This window comes from Paraburkholderia largidicola, from assembly GCF_013426895.1.
Classification (GTDB): Bacteria; Pseudomonadota; Gammaproteobacteria; order Burkholderiales; family Burkholderiaceae; genus Paraburkholderia; species Paraburkholderia largidicola.
In genome coordinates, this window is record NZ_AP023176.1 from 30388 (window position 1) to 48875 (window position 18488).

Annotated in this window: 19 protein-coding genes, 1 pseudogene and 1 riboswitch; of the genes and pseudogenes, 5 read left to right on the top strand and 15 right to left on the bottom strand. The window is 62.6% G+C overall.

The window, feature by feature from the left end; genetic code table 11:
* Complete coding sequence (locus PPGU16_RS28920) at positions 1–966, top strand: ParB/RepB/Spo0J family partition protein (RefSeq protein ID WP_180726188.1); 966 nt, start codon at positions 1–3, stop codon at positions 964–966.
* A 1368-nt stretch (positions 967–2334) separates the two neighbouring features.
* Here the strand turns inward: PPGU16_RS28920 and PPGU16_RS28925 are convergent.
* Both PPGU16_RS28925 and PPGU16_RS28930 read right to left on the bottom strand, forming a co-directional pair.
* Positions 2335–2535 carry a hypothetical protein gene (locus PPGU16_RS28925; RefSeq protein ID WP_180726189.1) on the bottom strand — a complete coding sequence of 67 codons (201 nt, stop codon included), beginning with the start codon at positions 2533–2535 and terminating at the stop codon, positions 2335–2337.
* Positions 2536–3120: 585 nt separating this feature from the next.
* The gene (locus PPGU16_RS28930) at positions 3121–3549 is read right to left on the bottom strand and encodes a DUF3293 domain-containing protein (RefSeq protein ID WP_180726190.1); all 429 of its coding nucleotides are present in this window, start codon (positions 3547–3549) and stop codon (positions 3121–3123) included.
* Positions 3550–3577: 28 nt separating this feature from the next.
* Positions 3578–3681, bottom strand: a riboswitch (SAM-I-IV-variant riboswitch).
* 223 nt (positions 3682–3904) lie between these two features.
* On the opposite strand from PPGU16_RS28930, the gene PPGU16_RS28935 reads away from it, so the two are divergent.
* Entirely contained in the window at positions 3905–5185 is a 1281-nt protein-coding gene (locus tag PPGU16_RS28935) for a DUF445 domain-containing protein (RefSeq protein WP_180727083.1), read from the top strand.
* A gap of 22 nt (positions 5186–5207) precedes the next feature.
* Here PPGU16_RS28935 and PPGU16_RS28940 read toward each other — a convergent pair whose 3' ends face one another.
* Positions 5208–5531: a hypothetical protein gene (locus tag PPGU16_RS28940; RefSeq protein WP_180726191.1), complete on the bottom strand. Its 324-nt coding sequence runs from the start codon at positions 5529–5531 to the stop codon at positions 5208–5210.
* Positions 5532–5645: 114 nt separating this feature from the next.
* Between PPGU16_RS28940 and PPGU16_RS28945 the strand changes: the two genes are divergently transcribed.
* The gene (locus PPGU16_RS28945) at positions 5646–6149 is read left to right on the top strand and encodes an MOSC domain-containing protein (protein ID WP_180726192.1); all 504 of its coding nucleotides are present in this window, start codon (positions 5646–5648) and stop codon (positions 6147–6149) included.
* Positions 6150–6214: 65 nt separating this feature from the next.
* Here PPGU16_RS28945 and msrB read toward each other — a convergent pair whose 3' ends face one another.
* A complete protein-coding gene (gene msrB / locus PPGU16_RS28950; protein WP_180726193.1) occupies positions 6215–6667 on the bottom strand; it encodes a peptide-methionine (R)-S-oxide reductase MsrB in 453 nt (150 codons plus the stop codon).
* A gap of 303 nt (positions 6668–6970) precedes the next feature.
* Here msrB and PPGU16_RS28955 point away from each other — a divergent pair, with 303 nt between their 5' ends.
* Positions 6971–7654 carry a DNA-3-methyladenine glycosylase I gene (locus PPGU16_RS28955; RefSeq protein WP_180726194.1) on the top strand — a complete coding sequence of 228 codons (684 nt, stop codon included), beginning with the start codon at positions 6971–6973 and terminating at the stop codon, positions 7652–7654.
* A gap of 25 nt (positions 7655–7679) precedes the next feature.
* Here the strand turns inward: PPGU16_RS28955 and PPGU16_RS28960 are convergent, their stop codons facing one another.
* The 8 genes from PPGU16_RS28960 to PPGU16_RS28995 form a co-directional block, all read right to left on the bottom strand.
* On the bottom strand, positions 7680–8120 hold the full coding sequence (locus PPGU16_RS28960; protein ID WP_180726195.1) for a zinc-finger-containing protein: 441 nt from the start codon (positions 8118–8120) through the stop codon (positions 7680–7682).
* Between the two features lie 142 nt (positions 8121–8262).
* A complete protein-coding gene (locus PPGU16_RS28965) occupies positions 8263–9102 on the bottom strand; it encodes a hypothetical protein (RefSeq protein ID WP_243460713.1) in 840 nt (279 codons plus the stop codon).
* A gap of 329 nt (positions 9103–9431) precedes the next feature.
* On the bottom strand, positions 9432–10667 hold the full coding sequence (locus tag PPGU16_RS28970; RefSeq protein WP_180726197.1) for a c-type cytochrome: 1236 nt from the start codon (positions 10665–10667) through the stop codon (positions 9432–9434).
* A 19-nt stretch (positions 10668–10686) separates the two neighbouring features.
* Complete coding sequence (locus tag PPGU16_RS28975; RefSeq protein WP_180726198.1) at positions 10687–12414, bottom strand: methanol/ethanol family PQQ-dependent dehydrogenase; 1728 nt, start codon at positions 12412–12414, stop codon at positions 10687–10689.
* A 580-nt stretch (positions 12415–12994) separates the two neighbouring features.
* Positions 12995–13186, bottom strand: coding sequence for a flagellar motor protein MotA (locus PPGU16_RS28980; RefSeq protein ID WP_180726199.1), 192 nt, complete (start codon positions 13184–13186; stop codon positions 12995–12997).
* A 39-nt stretch (positions 13187–13225) separates the two neighbouring features.
* Positions 13226–13507 (bottom strand): pyrroloquinoline quinone biosynthesis peptide chaperone PqqD, encoded by a 282-nt coding sequence (pqqD, locus tag PPGU16_RS28985; protein WP_180726200.1) that lies wholly within the window; start codon positions 13505–13507, stop codon positions 13226–13228.
* Between the two features lie 85 nt (positions 13508–13592).
* Positions 13593–13667, bottom strand: coding sequence for a pyrroloquinoline quinone precursor peptide PqqA (pqqA, locus tag PPGU16_RS28990; protein WP_006410019.1), 75 nt, complete (start codon positions 13665–13667; stop codon positions 13593–13595).
* Positions 13668–13848: 181 nt separating this feature from the next.
* Positions 13849–15846: a sigma-54-dependent Fis family transcriptional regulator gene (locus PPGU16_RS28995; protein WP_180726201.1), complete on the bottom strand. Its 1998-nt coding sequence runs from the start codon at positions 15844–15846 to the stop codon at positions 13849–13851.
* Positions 15847–16028: 182 nt separating this feature from the next.
* On the opposite strand from PPGU16_RS28995, the gene PPGU16_RS29000 reads away from it, so the two are divergent.
* Entirely contained in the window at positions 16029–16970 is a 942-nt protein-coding gene (locus PPGU16_RS29000) for an alpha/beta fold hydrolase (RefSeq protein ID WP_180726202.1), read from the top strand.
* Here the strand turns inward: PPGU16_RS29000 and PPGU16_RS29005 are convergent.
* From PPGU16_RS29005 to PPGU16_RS29015, 3 genes and pseudogenes are all read right to left on the bottom strand, one after another.
* Positions 16967–17239 (bottom strand): hypothetical protein, encoded by a 273-nt coding sequence (locus PPGU16_RS29005; protein ID WP_180726203.1) that lies wholly within the window; start codon positions 17237–17239, stop codon positions 16967–16969. The two genes, PPGU16_RS29000 and PPGU16_RS29005, sit on opposite strands and share 4 nt — an antisense overlap.
* Before the next feature lie 97 nt (positions 17240–17336).
* Positions 17337–17620, bottom strand: a pseudogene (locus tag PPGU16_RS29010) (hypothetical protein).
* 128 nt (positions 17621–17748) lie between these two features.
* Positions 17749–18486, bottom strand: a complete 738-nt coding sequence (locus tag PPGU16_RS29015) for a glycine zipper 2TM domain-containing protein (protein WP_180726204.1) — start codon at positions 18484–18486, stop codon at positions 17749–17751.
* Between the last annotated feature and the right edge of the window lie 2 nt (positions 18487–18488).

An 18488-nucleotide genomic window follows, 5' to 3' on the forward strand; every position in this document is an offset into this window, starting at 1 on the left:
ATGTCGATCAAGGACAGGCTTGCGAAGAAAACGGGTGACTTGATGGTTCCTGCTCCGTCCCAGGAGGCGGGGCGGGGCGCATCGCCGCGTACGGCGCCGGGGCAGATGCTGGCGTTTCGCAGCGCGATGCGCGAGAGCTCGGATCGCGTGTCGCAACTGGAAGCCCAGCTCAAGGAATACGATGGCGCCGTCGCAATTCGCGCGCTCGATCCGAAGTCGATCCATGCGTCGAAGTGGGCAAACCGCCAGGATTTCGGCGACGAGAGTTTTGCGGAACTGAAATCGCTGATCGGGGAGGCGGGCGGCAATACGCAGCCGATCAAGGTGCGGCCGTCGAGCGACGGTGACGGATACGAGATCGTGTTCGGGCATCGCCGGCATCGCGCGTGTCTGGAACTCGATTTGCCGGTGAACGCGATCGTCGATGGCGAAATCACCGAGCAAGGCCAGTTTGTCCAGATGGATCAGGAGAACCGCGCGCGGAAGAACCTGAGTCCGTGGGAGCAGGGCGTGTGGTACAAGCGCGCGCTCGACGACAAGTTGTGGCCGTCGCAGAACGCGATGGCGAAGGCGTGCGGCCTGTCGCAAGGGAATATTTCTAGCGCGCTTCTCGTGGCAGAGCTTCCGGCTGAGGTGGTTGGCGCGTTTCCGTCGCCGCACGATATCCAGTTTCAGGCTGCCCGGAAGTTGTCGGTGGCGCTCAAGAAGACGCCCGACGAGATCGTGCAGCGGGCGGTCGAGCTTGCCGATGATTCGTCGCGCACGGCGCCTGAGGTGTTGACCGCTTTGCTGGCGGCGGCTCGTCCTGCGGCTCCTGCCCGAAAGGAAGAAGAGGTTGGGATCGAGCGGAAGGGGGAATTGTTGGTGATTCGTCTGCGGGCTAGCGGTGTGCCGCAAGATCGGGTTGAGGAGTTGCGGCAACTGATCACCGGGTTTCTTGAGGACGTGCAGTCGACGGCGGATTGAAGTCCTGATGGGGTGCCTCGCCAGTTGATGGTGGGCACCCGTTGTAATGTGGATTGTGTTTCGGTAGCTGGATGGTTTCCCCTCGCGGCGTTGGTTCTTGTGGCGCTGCTTCTCTCTTCGGTCGTTCGACCGGTCTCTTTCTCAATTTGCCCTGATTTGGTCCGACACGGTGCTTTACCGGCTGGCGTGCTTTGGCATTGCTTTGGGCTGACACGTCAGGCTCGGGCCATTCTCCGAATGGCTTCTCGGCGCTGTATGTGCGTTTTCTTTTTGATCGTTCCGGTTTGAGTGCAGTGCTCACGGCCTCGTTGTGGGTGCCTTGGGCTTCCTTATGCTTCGTCGGTTTTGAGATTCGCGGCGGAATTTTCAGGTGCCGCAGGAAAGAACGTCGGGGCTATTTACGGTAAATAAGGCTGGGCACCCGGTGGCGTCGAGACAGAAGGCGTCATGCCGCAATCTCTGCTCTGGTTGGTGTGCGGTCCAATTCGCTTCGATCGCGAAGGTCCGCACGAACGACAAGTTGAGCTCGACGACAGGTTATTTACCGTAAATAACCCGCGCCGGTCGCGGCAGCGAACCCGCTGGTTTTCTGTTCCCGAAGTTATTTACCGTAAATAACCTCACAGGGGCGCGGGCGTGAAAATGATAAATGAACGTCAATCGGCGTCCCGTTGAGGGCTAGCGACTGCGCGGCGGCGACTTGTCGTGATTGCAGAGCGCGACGAGCGCGGCAGATGTGGGAAGCGCTGCGATGGTGAAAGACCGCTCGTGTTTGCTACTCGATGACGCGGAAGGAGCGTCGTCAAGGTTTGCGGCGCACTTCTCCGTGTCAGTACCCGTCTGCCTTGCCGGCATCCGAGCAAGAATAAAAGGCGTACCAATTCTCGGGGCAAACGGCAGAGATCGAAATGCTCGGTAGAGATCGCGCGCGCGACGCCTCACCTTAGAAGTCGGTCATGCCAAAGGCCCACACGCCGCCTCCACCCGAGTAACGCTGTCTCCGAAAGCTTGCAACCCGACCGAAAGACGAAGCTTCGGACACGTCAACCGTGTTTGCGAAGCCACGGTCTGCCGCGTCGTCCAGGCGAAACGAAGGCGTCACTTCCCGTCGATACAGCGGCTCTTCGTTTGTCACATGCCCAGCGATCGATGCCATGCGCCGACCTACAGCAATTTGGAAGAGGTACATTCACGCGCCCCTACACGGCATCGATGGGTATGAGGCCGGTGTCGCTGCCAATGACGTTGGGGCGATCGAACTGATTCCGCGCTTCCAACGAGAACGGAACACGCCTTCCCTGATCGGCGTCTGTCGGGAGTATCCATGACCGTCGCAAGATCCTTTAAGGTCGTGTTCGCCGCCGGACCTCAGCAACGAACTGGCTGCTCGCGCCGAAAACGTCCCAGCGACAGCGACAGCGACAGCGACAGCGACAGCGACAGCGACAGCGACAGCGACAGCGACAGCGACAGCGACAGCGGCGGGGCACCACGAATATCCGCCGTACGGATACGAGTACCAAAGCGCTCGACTCGGACAATGGACGCTAACGTTCGGAAAGACCCCACAGTCCTCAGCAAGGCCGGAACGCAGATCCAGTGCCTGCGACTCGCAAGCCCGACCTTCCCAGTCCGCCACGAACCCTGTCCGCCGCGGCCTATCTCAAATTAGTAAGCTTCACTAATTGATTGCTCGCTGCGCAAGTAACCCGGACGATCACAAAACAACCAGTCCCTCTCTACCGCAAAATGCCGCCCACAAGCCGCCGCGAATCTCAGGAGATCTGGCAGAGCAGCAACCCAAAGCGCAAACCCGCCAGCGGCTTCAAAACGGCCCCCAATTCGGTTTACGTTCGAAAATCATTTCGCAGCAAAGACTTGCAGCCGAAACCGTGAAACAACCTTAAGAAAACCGCACAGGTCAAGAAACCTTTATAATGCAATGAGTTAGCTGATCATTCGCCGAATGTTCCACGCTTCTGCGTGCTTCGAGCGAGATATTTCGCGCCAAACCGCGGTTTCGTTGATTTTCTGAACGAGAACAACCAAACCGTAACGTACGATACGTAGTCTGTCGTATTCGATACAGACATAGGGTGCTTGGGCACAGCAACCAGGCATAAAACCCCAAACAGCCCCGCCCGAGCGCTATCGCTAACGCAAAAGCACCAACTGAGGCACCGCATCGCCTCCAGCCCAAACGATCGCATTCTGCTCAAACCGCACGCCAAGCTCCTTCGCCGCGTCGACCGACACCCCCAGCACAAGAAAGCTAGCTTCACCGGACCAAGCATTGGAAGGGTGCTGACCAACACCCTCGATATGCGGCAACCCATGCCGCATCAGTTCAACGGCAAGCATCTCCTGCCGGTAGGCATTAGCCGCCTCATCGAGGGGTTCACTAAAAGGATTGCACGCCGTCACAAACGCGCTGCTCTCCACGTCATTCAAACGATGAATCGCATCCAGCGTCGCATTGTGTTCGCCGATCTTCAGCGAAGCCGGCATGGAACCGTGCACCTGATAGTGCGTCTCCAGATAAGCCTGGATCGTGGCGCGAGGAATCTGTGATTCGGGAAACAAAAAACCCTCCAGCTGCGGGAGGGTCGACGCGTTACCCTTTGGTTGCTCTGCCGAGCCGCATCCGCTTGCGCGATCCACCTTGCCGGGGCGGGCAGGTTGGCATGGGCGTCGACCCAATTCAGGATGAACAGGCAGTAGAGCATGGTGGCCAATTCTGCGTCAAGGCGGCAGACTCGGCTTCTGCATCCATCCCGACGACCGGTTGCTCGCCGAAAATCGCACCCGTATCGTTCGCATGAACCGAACATGGTGCGATTCACGGCGCGACTGACCGCACGCGAGCCAAACGCATCGCAGGAACACCCCGTGCATCCCGAACGCGAATCGAACGAATCGAATGAATCGAACCTACGCAATGAACAAGGAAGTCGAACTCAAACGAGCCAAGCGCCGCGCGACGCTGCTGCTGCTGATCGCCACCGCGATCTTCATCGCCACGGCCTTCATGCAACGCAGCCTGTGGATCGACGGCATCAAGGCCGTCGCGGAAGCCGCGATGGTCGGTGCGCTCGCCGACTGGTTCGCTGTCGTCGCGCTGTTCCGCCGCGTGCCGATTCCCGGTGTGGCCGCGCACACCGCGATCATCCCGCAGAACAAGGACAAGATCGCCGACAATCTCGCGCTTTTCGTGCGTGAGAAGTTTCTCGACGATTCATCGATAGTCGGCCTGATCCGCAAGCACGATCCCGCGCAAAGCATCACGAACTGGCTATGCGTCGAAGAGAATACGCAGCGCCTCGGCGGCTACGTGGTCAAGCTGACGAGCGGCATCCTCGAACTGCTGGACGACGCGCGTATCCAGACCTTCATCAAGGACGCGCTTGATGCGATGCTCGACAAGATCGACCTGTCGAAAACGACGGGCGCGATCCTCGACACACTGACGCGCGACGGCCGTCACCAGCAACTGCTCGACGAAGGCATCGAGCATCTGATGGCGTTGCTGGGCGAACCGGGCGTCCGCGCGTTCATCGCCGAGCAGATCGTCGACTGGCTCAAACGCGAATACCCGACCCTCCAGAAACTGATGCCTTCCGAATGGTTAGGCGAGAGCGGCGCGAACGTCGTCGCGGATACCGTCAACAACATGCTGTTGCGCGTGAGCGAGGACCGCGATCACAAGCTGCGCCACAAATTCGACGAAGCCGCCGCGCGTCTCATCGTCAAGCTGAAGTCCGATCCCGCGTTTCTGCAGAAGGGCGAAGAGATCAAGCGCTACGTAAAAGAAAGCGAGAATCTCGCGCTATACGTGAGAGACCTGTGGAGTCAGTTGCGCGACTGGTTGCGGCGCGATCTCGAGCGCGACGATTCCGTGCTGCGCGCGAAGGTGGCCGCGATGGGGCAATGGATCGGGCGCGAACTGGCGCGAGATGAATCGCTGCGCCGCTCGCTGAACGATCATATGGAAGAAGCGGCGCGCGCGATGGCGCCGGATTTCGCAGGCTATCTGACGCGCCACATCAGCGACACGGTCAAGAACTGGGATTCACGCGACATGTCGCGACAGATCGAGTTGAACATCGGCAAAGACCTGCAATACATCCGCATCAACGGAACGCTGGTCGGCGGATGTATCGGGCTGCTGCTGTATGCAAGCTCGCAGATTTTCGCGCTCGTGCGGCTGCACCTCGGGTAGCGCGGCACGCACGCAGACACGCCTATTGCGTGGCCGTCGGCTTTTTCTGCTGGGCGCATTCCTGCGTGAAAAGCATGCTCGCCTGGTCCGGCGTCATGGGTTCGCTGCTGCTGTAAATCCTGTCGATAACGGCCGTAACCGCCTGACGATCCGACGCATCCTTGTAGTACGTCTGCGCCTGGGTCAACGCCTGCTGCTTCGTTTTCTTGTGACGGCGCCATGACGCTACCTGGCCCGCGATATCGCCGATCGCGAAACACTGGTCGGCGACCGTCTGCGCGAACGTCGGCGCGGACGGTTGCGCGAGGCAGACGGCGAGCGCCGCCGCGGCTACTGCTCGTTTCATTTCCGGTTCCTGTGGTCAGATGGGCGATAGTATAAAGACGGGCGCAGCCGCGACCCAGCCTCGCGCTCACCGCTACCCGCCGATATCGAAGCCACCCGCATCTGCAGGACCTCTATGCCGCTCAATCCTTCGTCGCCGCTCGCCCGACTGCTCAACGGTCCGATCCATCCCGGCAAGGTCGTCTGGATCGGTTTGCGGCCGCGGCGAAAAGTCGCGATGGCGGTGGTCGAGACGGCGCAGATCGACGCTGACGCGGGGCTTGTCGGCGATCACTACGGGAGCCGTAGCGGCGCGCGCCAGGTGACGCTGATTCAGGCCGAAAGCCTGCGCAGCATCGCAAGTCATCTGGGACGCAGCGACGTGGCCGCCATCGACGTGCGCCGCAACATCGTGACCCAAGGCATCAATCTGATGGCGTTGAAAGACCGGCAATTTCGCATCGGCGATGCCGTGCTGCAAACGACGGGCGAATGTCACCCGTGTTCGCGTATGGAAGAAGTGCTGGGCGTGGGCGGATACAACGCCGTGCGGGGCTTCGGCGGCATCACGGCGCGCGTCGTGAAAGGCGGCACGATCGGAATCGGCGACGTGATCGAAGCGCTGCCCGTCACGGGCTAGCGCACACAATATCGCCAAACGCGACGTGCAGAGGCGCCATGCGCCAACGCACGTCACGCATCGGCTTACTTCTTCGCGACTTCGAAGAGATTCCGGTATTGCCCGTAACCTTCTTCGTCCAGCCGCGAGAGGGGGATGAAGCGCAGCGACGCCGAGTTGATGCAATAACGCAGTCCGCCCGTCTCGCGCGGTCCGTCCGGAAACACGTGACCGAGGTGACTGTCGCCATGTTTCGAGCGCACTTCGGTGCGGATCATGCCGTGGCTCATGTCGCGCAGTTCGACGACGTGTTCGTCCTCAAGCGGTTTCGTGAAGCTCGGCCAGCCGCAGCCGCTGTCGAACTTGTCCATCGACGTGAAAAGCGGCTCGCCGGATACGACGTCGACATACAGGCCGGCTTCCTTGCTGTCCCAGAACTCGTTGTAGAAGGGGCGTTCCGTCCCGCTTTCCTGCGTCACGCGACGCTGTTCGGCGGTGAGTCGGGCCACTGCTTCCGGTGTCTTTTTGTAGTCGGGCATGGGTGAATCTCTCCTTGATAGACGCGGCCAGCGCGGACGCTTGCCACACGAGTCTGACGGCCCGTTTTCCAGCGCTGCCGGTGACGGGCACTCGTATATATGGGCACTGTGGATACGCACAAGCATACGCAAATGTCCCGCGGCTTGCATGGCGCGCGCCAGGCGCGCCACTGGCGCGTGCGCGGCGATTGATGCATTTGCGGAATCATTCGCGGACGCTTGCGAATGGCCAGCGAGCAAGACGACAATAGGCGCGCTTCAGGAACCATGCCGCCGACCCTAAGCCCTATATGGGCACCGACGATGAAGAAAACAACGTCCACCACGAAGCGCGCCGCAAAAAAGGCGCTCGCTGCTGCAAAGAAAGCGGCGCGTCCGAAAAAGCCGCAACCGCTCGACGCAATCATTGGCGCCGATGGACTTGCCCGTCCGCCGTGGGCATCCGTCGATCCGCTGCTGAAGGATTACTACGACACCGAATGGGGCATGCCCGTGCGCGACGAGCGAGGCCTGTTTGAACGCCTGAGCCTGGAGGCGTTCCAGTCGGGATTGTCGTGGGCGACCATCTTGCGCAAGCGCGACGCGTTTCGCGAGGCGTTCGCCAACTTCGATCCGGACGTCGTCGCAACGTTCGACGAAAAGGACATCGAACGTCTGATGAACGATGAGCGCATCGTCCGCAACCGGGCGAAGATTCTTGCGACGATCGCCAACGCCGCCGCGACGATCCGCCTGCGCGAAGAGGGCGGCCTCGCCGCGCTGATCTGGTCGTTCCAGCCGCACACGACACCCGCGCCGCGAACGATCGCCGAGATTCCGACCACGTCGGACGAATCGGTCGCGTTGAGCAAGGCGCTGCGCAAGCGCGGCTTCGTCTTCGTCGGACCGACGACGATGCATGCGCTGATGGAAGCGACGGGCATCGTGGATACGCATCTCGTCGACAGTCATCGCCGCGGCAGTTCGGGCGTGTGGCCGCGCGAGTGACCTACGCGCCGACGTGCGGCGTCACTCAACTGTTTCGCCGCGCAGCCATGAACGCCTCGACATAGCGCAGCGCCTGCTCGCACTGATCGGGCGACAGCATGTGAATCGAATTGGGCAGCGGATCGAAACCCAGTTCGGTCGACACCCAGCGGATCGCTTTCGCGCGCGCTTCGAACGCATTGACGCCGTCGCGCCGCACCTTGCCGGCGACGAGCGGTTCGAGCGCGTCGTGCAAGCGGCTTTTCGCGTCGCGCAGCGCGGCGTCGGCGAGGCGTCCGAGCGGCACATGCCGCGTGCTGCGCGCATGAATGCCGATCCACGCCTGGCACGGCGTGCAGACCCAGACGGGGCCGTGATCGTCGCGATACGGATAGCTCTCTTCGCCCGCGCGCGCGAGCACGGCTTTCGCGCCGCAGTAATCGCACAGCGGCTGCGGCAGCGCCTTGACGGGTTTGCCTACGCGCATCGCTGCGCCTCGGCCGGGTTCACTTGCTTCATACAGCGCTCGAAGGTTGGTGGCTTTCCCAACGATACCAAATGGCCGCTTTCCGCACGAGAGGCAACGCGTGCACGCCCAGTCACCGCTAGTGGAAAATCACCAACCTTCGCTATGGCGCGCGCGCACCATCCGGCGCTGACGATGCCGGCGGCGGAAATGCCGTCGCCGGCGTGCCGAGGCGTCCTGGCGGCAACGCGTATTGGCCCTTGCGCGGCGCCATCGTCCGAAGCAGCACGACATCGCGCTCCGGCTCGGGCATTGCGATGATCGCGTGCAAGGTCACTCTCGTCGTCCAGCACACATCGGACGGCGTCGCGAGTGTCGGATTGGACGCATAGAACGCGAAGCGCTCGATATTCATCTGATCGCCGCGCAGTTCCGCGATCAGGGTTCGCGTGAGTTGCCGCTCGGCGGCCGCGGACTGCTGCGGTGTCGGCGCGGGAAGAGGCGCAGTCGATGCATCGCTGACCAGCACCTTGTAGAGCAGGCTGAAATACTGATCGACGTCCGGATCCGGCATGTCGCGCAGCGAGACGCGGTTCATCACCGCGCGCATATCGTCGAGGCCGAAACAGTAGATGGGCACCAGCTCGTCGAGGAACCTGGTCAACAGCTTCACGTACTGAAGTCGGTCCGAAGGCGTGAGATGCGCAAGACCGTTCGACATGAACTCTTCGCGCGCCCTGGCGTCGAGAAAGATTTGCCCGACGTGCCGCGCGCCACCATGAGTGTCCGACGCGATGACAGGGTCGTGCTGGATCTTCTCCACCCACGCGAGAATGATGCGCGCCTTGTTCGAAGCGGGATCGATGCCGTGATTGCGCAATAGCTGTTCGAGGTTGCGCTGTCCGGATTCTGCAGCGCTTGCGGCTGCGGCTGGCGCAACAGCTTGCGGGGCGGAATCCGGGTCATGACGGATCGCCGCGCTGGACAGTGTCGCGGCCGTCAACGCAGCGATCGTTGCGAGGAGAAAAGCTGACCGTCTCATCGGAATGACAGGGTTGCGAATCGCTTGCGCCTGTCGTGATTGACGGAAAACGGGAAACGCGACCTGTCGCTACGTGGCGCCGACTCAATACGATGTTAGGACATCCCTGCGTGCCTCGACGCAAATAGTCGGCGTATGTGCGGTCAACATGCGCATCGTCGATGCAATGAACACGCGATGTTAAGAAGCGGTTGCGTAATGCTCGTGGCGGAAAGCATGGGCGCGATGCGTGACGACGACGAACGTCACCACCCCGGCCCACGCATCCGGTTCAAACAATCATACAAGCGTCACTTTCCGGCTCCGGCATTGAGCGGCGTCGCCAGAGCGCGGGCATTGTCGGCCGTCATCTTCGCGCCGCTCGCCCGATAACCATTCGAATAGAGCAGGAACGCCATGATGTCCGCGTAATCCTGATCCTTCATCTTGCCGGGTTTGTCAGCGGGCATGTTCGTCGACATGTACGTGAACACGCCGCCAATCGTCAGATGCGCGTTCGACGCGGGCGCAAACGCCGGCCCTTGCAGCGCGGGCGCCGTCACGCCCTGCAACTGCGCGCCGTGGCATTTCGCGCACGCCGCCGAATAGAGCGTCTTGCCGTGGGTCGCTTGCGCCTGATCGAACGCGGGCGTTCCGCCCGCCGCGTCGGCGGCGATCTTCACGAAGCCGCCCGCGCTGTCTGCATTCGCTGTCGCCAGCAGCAAACGTTGCGCCGACGCGCGAGAGGCGGACGGGCCGTCGCGAAAGCGCGCGTCGTCGTCGCGTGCGGTTGCGTCGAGCGTGTGCGCAGGCATCGCCCAGTCGTGCGTCAAGCCAGCGAGCCGTCCGCTGCCCGACATCTTGTCGAGCGCCGCATCGATCCGCTCGCGCAACGCCGCCGTGCGCGGTCCGAATGCGAATACGAGTTGCCAGTCCGCATACGGCGAGCGCGCGGCAGCGACAGTGAAGTGCCGTTGCGGATGCGCAAGCCGATACGCGACAACAGCCGGATACCAGACGATCGCGCGCTGCGCCTGTCCCTTTGCCACGGCTTCGACAGTCAACGCTGACGTGTTCTCCAGATCGAGCGTGACGCTCGGCTGCTGCACGGCGATCAGCTGCGCGGGACTCGCATAGGTGGCTGCGACGGTGTTCTTCGCCGCGCCCTGCGGATTGGCGTCGGGCGCTTCGATGCTCACATAGCCCGCGCGCAGGTAGCCGTGCGAGAACTGCAGCTTGCTGTTCGACGCATCGGCCACATTCGAGCGCGGAAAGCCCGCGATCACGTCGCAGTCGCGTGCAAGCGTCTTGTCGAGTTCTCGAAGCGAGACGCCGTCGTCGTCGCCTTCGCCGATGCCGTGCCTGACGATCGTCGCGGCGATGCCTGCCTGCGCAAACGCATCGCGCGCGACGGCCTCGTCCAGCGCCGCCGACGGACTGCCGGGAAACGTGCAGACCTTCACGGCCGCCATCGAATGAATCGACGTGAGTGCGAGACAGGCAGCGAGCGCGCTCGCTGCCGGGATACGGTTGAAAGAGTGGTTCATGTCTGGACGTCCGGAAAGATCACGAATGGTTGAGCGCGAACACATACAGCGTTCCGCCGCGCGGCACCTTGTCGGCAGCCTTGGCCATCGGGCCGCCCCAGATCGGATTGGCGCCGCCATAACCGGCCAGCACCGCGACATATTCCTTGCCGTCGATCTCGAACACGGAAGGCTGCGCAATGATGCCGCTCGCGAGCTTCGGGCTTTGCCACAGCACCTTGCCGCTCGTGACGTCGAACGCGTACAGGTGGCCGTCGAGCGAGCCGCTGAACGCGAGGCCGCTCGCCGTCGTCGCGACGCCGCCGTTCCAGGGCAGCTTGCTCCAGTGGCTCCAGAGCTTCTTGCCCGTGTTCACGTCGATGGCCTGCAATTCGCCATATCCCTTGCTGCCCGGCTCGGGCTTGATCTCGAAGCCTTCGCCGAGGTACGGCAAGCCCTCCATGTACGTCACCGATTTGCCGGACAGCGACATGCACGCATGCAGCGCGGGGATGATCGCGATGTGCTTGTCCGCGTCGTAGGAAACCGACCACCAGTTCTTGCCACCGAGGAAGCTCGGGCAGGTTTCGATCGTGGTTCCCGCTTTCGGATACTTCGACGGGTCCTGAACGGGTTTGCCTTCTGCCGTGTAGCCCGTGACAGAGGTCGCCTTCACGAACGGGCGCGCATAGATCAGCTTGCCGTTGCTGCGGTCGATTGCATGGAAGAAGCCGTTGCGGTCGGCATGGATGATCGCGTCATAGTCCTTGCCTTCGTAGCTGATATTGGCGAGCACGGGTGTATTGACACCGTCGTAGTCCCACGTGTCGTGAGCCGTGTACTGGTAGTGCCATTTGAGGTTGCCCGTTTTCGGATCGAGCGCGAGCAGCGAGTCCGAATAGAGGTTGTCACCCGGGCGAAGATCCGCGAGCCACGGCCCCGGATTGCCGACGCCCCAATAAAGCGTCTTGCTGGCGGGATCGAACGTGCCCGTCAGCCATGCGGGCGCACCGCCGTGCTCCTGCGTGCCGTCGGGCCATGTGTTGCCGCCCGGCTCCTTCGCGCCCGGCACGGTGTAGCGCTTCCACTGCACGTTGCCGTTCTCGGGATCGAGCGCCGCGATGAACCCGCGCGCGCCGTACTCGCCGCCGGAACTGCCGACCACCAGCGAGCCATCGAGTGCCAGCGGCGCGAGCGAGAAGGCGTAGCCGGTGCCCGGCTCGAACATCTGTTTCTTCCAGACCAGTGCGCCCGTTTGCGCATCGAGCGCGGCCACTTCGCCGTTGAGCATCGCGACATACACGTTCTTGCCATAGAGCGCGACGCCACGGTTCACGACATCGCAACACGCGTTCTTGAACGCTTCCGCGCCGAGCTTCGGCTCGTACTTCCACAACTGCTTGCCGGTGGCGGCATCGAATGCGTAGACGTTGTCCTTGGGCGTCGTCACGAACAGGAAGCGGCCATTGATGATGGGCGTCGCTTCGAAGCCTTGCTGAAGCTCCGCAGGAAACTTGTAGGCCCACGTCTGCTTCAGGTTCTTCACGTTCGACGTGTCGATCTGCTTGAGCGGCGAATGCGCCTGGCCGTTATACGTGCGGTAGTACGTGAGCCAGCCTGGATCGCTTTGCGCCGAGGTGAGCCGCTCGTAGGTCACGGCGGGATAGTCGGCCGCGGCGGCTACCGTTGCGGGCTTCAGACTGATGACGGCCACGACGCCCGCGACGAGCATCGCGAGCCGTGTGGCCGAAGCCGGGGTTGTCTTCATCGTTGTCTCCTATCCAACATCGTTGTGGGTGAGTTATCGTGCGACGCCTGTCGGCAAAGCATCGTTGGCTTGCGTGGCGGCTGCGGGGTCGTAAAGGCAAGTCGCATGCCATTGATTGGCTATCCTTGCGAATTGGCGTGTGGTGTATCGGTACGCGTGCGCGTCTGGTTATCGCGTATCGGAAAGCGTCCCGCGACGTGTTGCATCGTGGAGCAAGGGACAACTCACCTGTTGCCGTATGTGACAGCGCACGTGTGTCGTGCGCCTCGTGTTCGCGATGCATGCCGCGTGCGCAATGGCACGCTTCTCGCACACTGCATGGCGACGATGAGCGGCCGCGACGTGTCGTGCCGTTGCGTCGTATCGTCAAACAGTGGATGCAAGGTCATGAACAGTTTGCGGGCGATGGTCGAGCGATGGCTGGCGCACATGCCGCCGTCCAGAGTCAGCTTTGCGAGATTCGGATGCGACAGCAGCGGGCGGCGCTGTCATGTGCGTGTGCACGTGCATCGTCCCGAAGGCGATGTCGCGATTCACTTCTTTCGACATCGCGACGGCATGTGGCGCGTGTTTCCGCCGGCTAGCGCGCCGATCGTGATGGGCTATCCGCGGATGTCTCGGTCCAGACCGACGACGTGAGGCGATAGTTGTCGGCGGCAAGCCGCCATTCCGTGTGGGACTTGTGCAGAATCAGTATCCACATGGCGACGCATAGCAACGCCAGCACGCCGAGCGCACCACCGACGATCAGAAACATCATCAGGTCGGACATGAGGACGCCCTCAGGTTCATCTGCGGTCGCGCGCGCATGTCAATCGAGCCAGCCGCGTTGCCGCGCATGATCGATGAACTGATACACGTCTGTCGCGAGACCGGGCGCATTGAAGAGCGCTTCGAGCTCGCCGATGATGCCGTCGAGATCGCGCGTGCCGTCGCAGCGCGAGAGAATTTCGCCTGCGCTCGGATTGAGTTTCACCAGGCCCTCTGGATACAGCAGGACGTATGCGTCCTGGACAGGCTCCCATTGCAGCCGGAACAGATCACGTAGCCTCGGGCGCTCGCTTGCACCGGTGTTCGCAGGCATCGGCATCATGGCGTCATTTCTTGTTCAATGGCATTGCGCGGCTCGAAGCGCCGGCACGCGCCGCGTGCGAGCACGGCGGCGCTTCGGCGCAACGTCAGCGGTTGGCGATATACATCGTGATTTCAAAGCCGAAACGCAGATCGGTATAGGCGGGCGTAGTCCATTGCATGGCTGTCTCCTTGATGGGTTTGACGAAGAACCGCGGTTGAACTGCGGTCGGGGCTGTTTAACGCAAGCTCCATGCCGAAGGGCGTTCGCGCGATATGCGAGAGATTCTCAGTGAACACGCTGTCCACATTCGGAGCACAGGTGTTGCAAAAATCAACAGCCTGCAACAGCGGACGACCGTGCTAGTTCTCGCTCACGCCGTTGTCTTGCGGATCGCTGGCGCACAGGGAGGGCATCTTGCGATAGACCGTATTGCGCGAAATACCGAGCGCGCGCGCGGCCGCCGATACGTTCCCGTTATGCCGCGCGACAGCCGCCGCAATCGCGGAGGCCTGTACGTCCTGCATCCGTGCGTCGTGCAGCGGCAACGGATAGTCCGCCGCGCGCGCCGCCAGTGCCGAACTGCTGCGCAGATCGTCGAAGAAGTCGTCGGGCAGATGCTCGCGGCGGATTTGTCCGTCGTCGTCGACCATCGCGGCCGCCGTGCGCAGCAGATTGCCGAGCTGGCGGAAATTGCCCGGCCATGCGCATTGCTCGAACAGCGTCTTCACGTCGTCTGCAAGGCTGAGCGGCGCGCCGGCGATTTCGTCGGACGGCACCGACTGCAACATCCTCCCGATGACGATGGCGAGATCGGTGCGCTCGCGCAAGGGCGGCAGTCTGACGACGAGGCCGTTCAAACGGTAATACAGGTCCTCACGGAACCGGTTCTGCACGATCATTTCGCGCAGATTGCGGTGCGTCGCGCAGATGATCGCGATGTCGACGGGAATCGATTTGCTGGAGCCGAGCGGATCGACCACGCGTTCCTGCAGCACGCGCAGCAGCCGCACCTGCAACGGATACGGCATGTCGCCGATCTCGTCGAGAAACAGCGTGCCACCGTTGGCCTGCAGCAGTTTGCCGATCGCGCCTTTGCGCCGCGCGCCCGTAAAGGCGCCGTCTTCGTAACCGAAAAGCTCCGACTCGATCAGGTTTTCGGGGATCGATGCGCAATTGACCGCGACGAACGGGCCCGCGCGGCGCGGCGAATCGTTGTGGATGGCCTGCGCGAGCAGTTCCTTGCCGGTACCCGTCTCGCCCGTGATCAGAATGGGAATGTCCTTGCCCAGCACCTTGCGCACCTTCCCGACGACGGCGCAAACCTGTGGATCGCCGGTGTCGAGCGAGTCGAGCCGCGACGGCGCGTTGGTGGGCGACGCGGTTCTCGTCAGCGGCGTGCGCGCAGCGGCGGGCCGCGCGCTGGCGGGAAGGTCGGCGGGCCATGCTGTCTCGCTGCCGAGCGTCGGGCGGCGAAACTCGACGTTCGCGCACACGACCGTGCCGTTGTTCAGATCGAGCGTGATGTGATGGCCCTGGCTCGCGCGCAGGCGGTCGATCAGCTGCGGCGTCGTCAATCCGAACAGCGACGACAGCGTATGCGCGCGCATCGCTGCGAGCGGCAGCCCAACCTGGAACTGCGCGCTGCGATTCGCGGACAGAAAGCGGCCGTCGCACGTGAAGGCCATGATGCCTTCCATCAACGTGCCCAGAAACTCCGGCCGGCCATGAAACGCGATTTGCAGCGTGTTGCGGAAGGTGTTGGCGAACAGATGGTTTTCGATCATCTGCACGGACATCTTCGCGAGCGCCATCGTGTGCTGATGGTAGCCGCGATGGTCGCCTGTCACGTCGAGCACGCCGACCAGATCGCCGTACGGGTCGAGGATCGGCACGCTGGAACAGGTCAGGAAGCGGTTGGCGGCGAGATAGTGCTGATCGCCGTGCACGACGGTGGCCGTGCGCTCGGCGATGGCCGTGCCGATCGCATTCGTGCCTTGCCGTTCCTCGGCCCAGTTGGCGCCCGCCATGAGCGCGACTTTCTCGGCGCGCTGCAGAAAATCGTCGTCGCCGATCGAATGAAGAATCAGCCCTTGCGCATCGGTGAGCACGATCATGCTTTGCGTGTTCGCGATCTGCTCGCGCAGCGTCTCCATGACGGGCGTGGCGTGCGCGCACAGCACGAGATTCTGTTCGAGCTTCATGCGCAATTCGCCGTGCGTCAGCACATCGTAGTCGGGACGCATCGCGGCACTCAGCCCGAACGTTTCCGACCTCTCGTGCGCTTTCTGGATCGACGGGGTGAGCCAGCCGTTTTCCCGGCCTGTCAGCGATCCGGTTGTCGTCGCATCGTCGCGCATCGTCTCCTCCTGTATCGTGCCTGTCGTTGTGCAGACATCGCGGGAGTGAAAAGCAAGACGCGCGCCATTCGGTGCTGTTAGCCAGACGAAAGGATGTGTTGCGGGCGATGCGGTCGATGGATATCGGACATGCGAAGATTCATTTTTCCGAATGCGCGTTCGTTGCCAGAAACGGGACGCCTATGAGTTCACACGACACGATGCAGCGAACGGTCACTCGCGACGGTCACGCAATCGCCTATACCGAGCATGGCGATCCACGCGGCGTACCTGTCGTCGTGCTGCATGGCGGGCCGGGAAGCGGCAGTCAGCCCGGCGCGTTGCGTCTGTTCGATCTCGCGCGCTTTCGCGTCGTGATGGTGGATCAGCGAGGTACGGGTGCTTCGAAGCCTCGTGGAAGCCTTCGACACAACGACACGCAGCATCTGATCAGCGATCTCGAAGCGATTCGAGCGCATCTGGGGATCGTGCGTTGGGGTGTTGTCGGCGGATCGTGGGGCGCGGCGCTTGCGCTCGCGTACGCGGGAACGCATCCCGCATCCGTTAGCGGCGTCGTGTTGCGTGGCCTCTTTCTGACGTCTGAACGCGAAGTGCGTGGCCTGTTCGTGACGTCGCGATTTCGCGCGCCGCGTGCGTGGCGCGCGTTGATGCAAGCAACGCGTTGCGTGCGGGCATCGTCGCTGCCATCGGCCTGCATGCGGTCGATGCAACCACGCGCTCGCGGACATAGCAATGCCGTCGCTGCCGCGTGGCGCGCCTATGAAAACGCGGTACTGATGCACAAGACTGCGGCTCACAAGCGCACGTCATCGAAGCACGATCAAACGACGACAGCGAAGTACCGCATTCAGGCACACTACCTCGCGCACGATTGCTGGCTCGGCGAACGTCGGCTGATGGCGCTGGCGAAGCGCGCAGTCGCATCATGTGTGGCAGTGCATGCGGTGCATGGATTGCGCGATCCCGTGTGTCCGCCAGGCAATCTGCACCGCTTGATGCGCGCGGTTCCCGCCGTACATGGCAGGTTTGTCGACGCGGGTCACCTCGCGTCGGACCCGCGTCTCGCGGAAGCCCTCGTTGCAGTGATCCGCGAAGTGTTCGGCACGTGCAGTGCGCCGGACTAACTCTGATCGGCGAACAGATCGCCGAAAAGATCCGGCGCCGCAACGCGTTCCGGCTCGCGCGCGGGCAGCGTGCCATCGCGCACCTGCGCGAGGACGGCGGGCGGCAGCCACGTCTCTTCCATCGCGGCAATGCCGTTCTCGATCATCTGCTGCAGAAAAAACGACTGCCGACGTCCTGTGACTTCGGCCAATAGCCTCAGTCTCCGTTCGATCGCCGGGTCCACTCGTACTGCCACCACCTGTAGTTTGTTCTCGGCGCTTCTCTTCACCGCATGCTCCTGTCGACATAACTCTGCGCCGTGCTTCTACCACGGCGCCTGGTCGCATGGCAATGCTTTATTTGAATTCGCGTTGAGTCATCGTGCCTTAATCGTCGTCATCATCGTGATGACGATGCCAGCCGCGATGGTGGCCGTGATCGTGCCATCTGCGATCGTCGCGATAGCCATATCCGTAGCCGTCGCCGTAATAGACGGGCGCGGGCGCGTAGACGGCGGGGGCGGCGGTGCGTAGACGACGGCAGGCGCCGGCTCGACGTAGATCGGTGCCGGCACGCCGAACGTCACGCCGACATCGACGTGAGCGAGTGCCGCTGTGGACGCGCATGCGCTGAAGAGTCCGGCCGCGCAGATGAGTGTCAGTTGTTTCAACGTATTGCTCCGTTCAGGGCGTCCGCAGATGAATGCCATTCGATGGCGAGTGACCGGCATTGTAGAAATGCAGTCGTTCTCATGTTGCTTCCGCCCTGTTGCGTGTGTAACGCCAGGTAACTGCGCGATCAGGAAGCCGTGAGCGAGTCGCCCGATACATGCACGCGTTGTCCAACCTGCACCTGCGGTTGCGTTGCGTACGTGAAGTTGCGATAGCTGCCGTCCTGCATGCGGACCTGCACCTGGTAGCTCGTCTGTTTGCGCACGGCGTGCTCGATGCCGTTGCCCGCGACGCCGCCGCCAACTGCGCCCACTACCGTAGCGAGAATGCGCCCACGCCCGCCGCCGAACTGATTGCCGATCAGGCCGCCCGCAACGGCGCCGCCCACGGCGCCGAGACCCGTCGTCGGCTCGGACGATTGCACGGCGTTGACGGCAACGACTTCGCCCGCATAGGGATCGGCGGCAACTTGCCGTGTGCCTGCCGGTTGCGCCGACGCTTGCGAGTAGTCGCCATTTGCGTATTGCGGAGCCGGCGCGACACGCGGCTTGTGCGTGTGATGAACAACGGGCTTGGGAGCCTCGGTCTGCGCTTGCTGCGCGACGGGCTGCGCGACCGGTTGCGCAGCATTCGTTTGCTGCACTACGCCCGTTTGCTGGGCAGCCGTGAGCGGCGCGCTCGCCGCTTGCGCCGCGGCGGGTGCGATCTGCTCGGTGGCCGGGGGCGCCGCGTGCGATACGGGCAGAATGCCTGTCATCGCGGCAACGCCGGTGGCGCTCGCGAGGATCACGGACACAGCCGCGCCCGCGATCAAGGGATGGATACGGCTGCGTTGCGCAATGCTGTTCGTGACGTTGGCGCTCATCG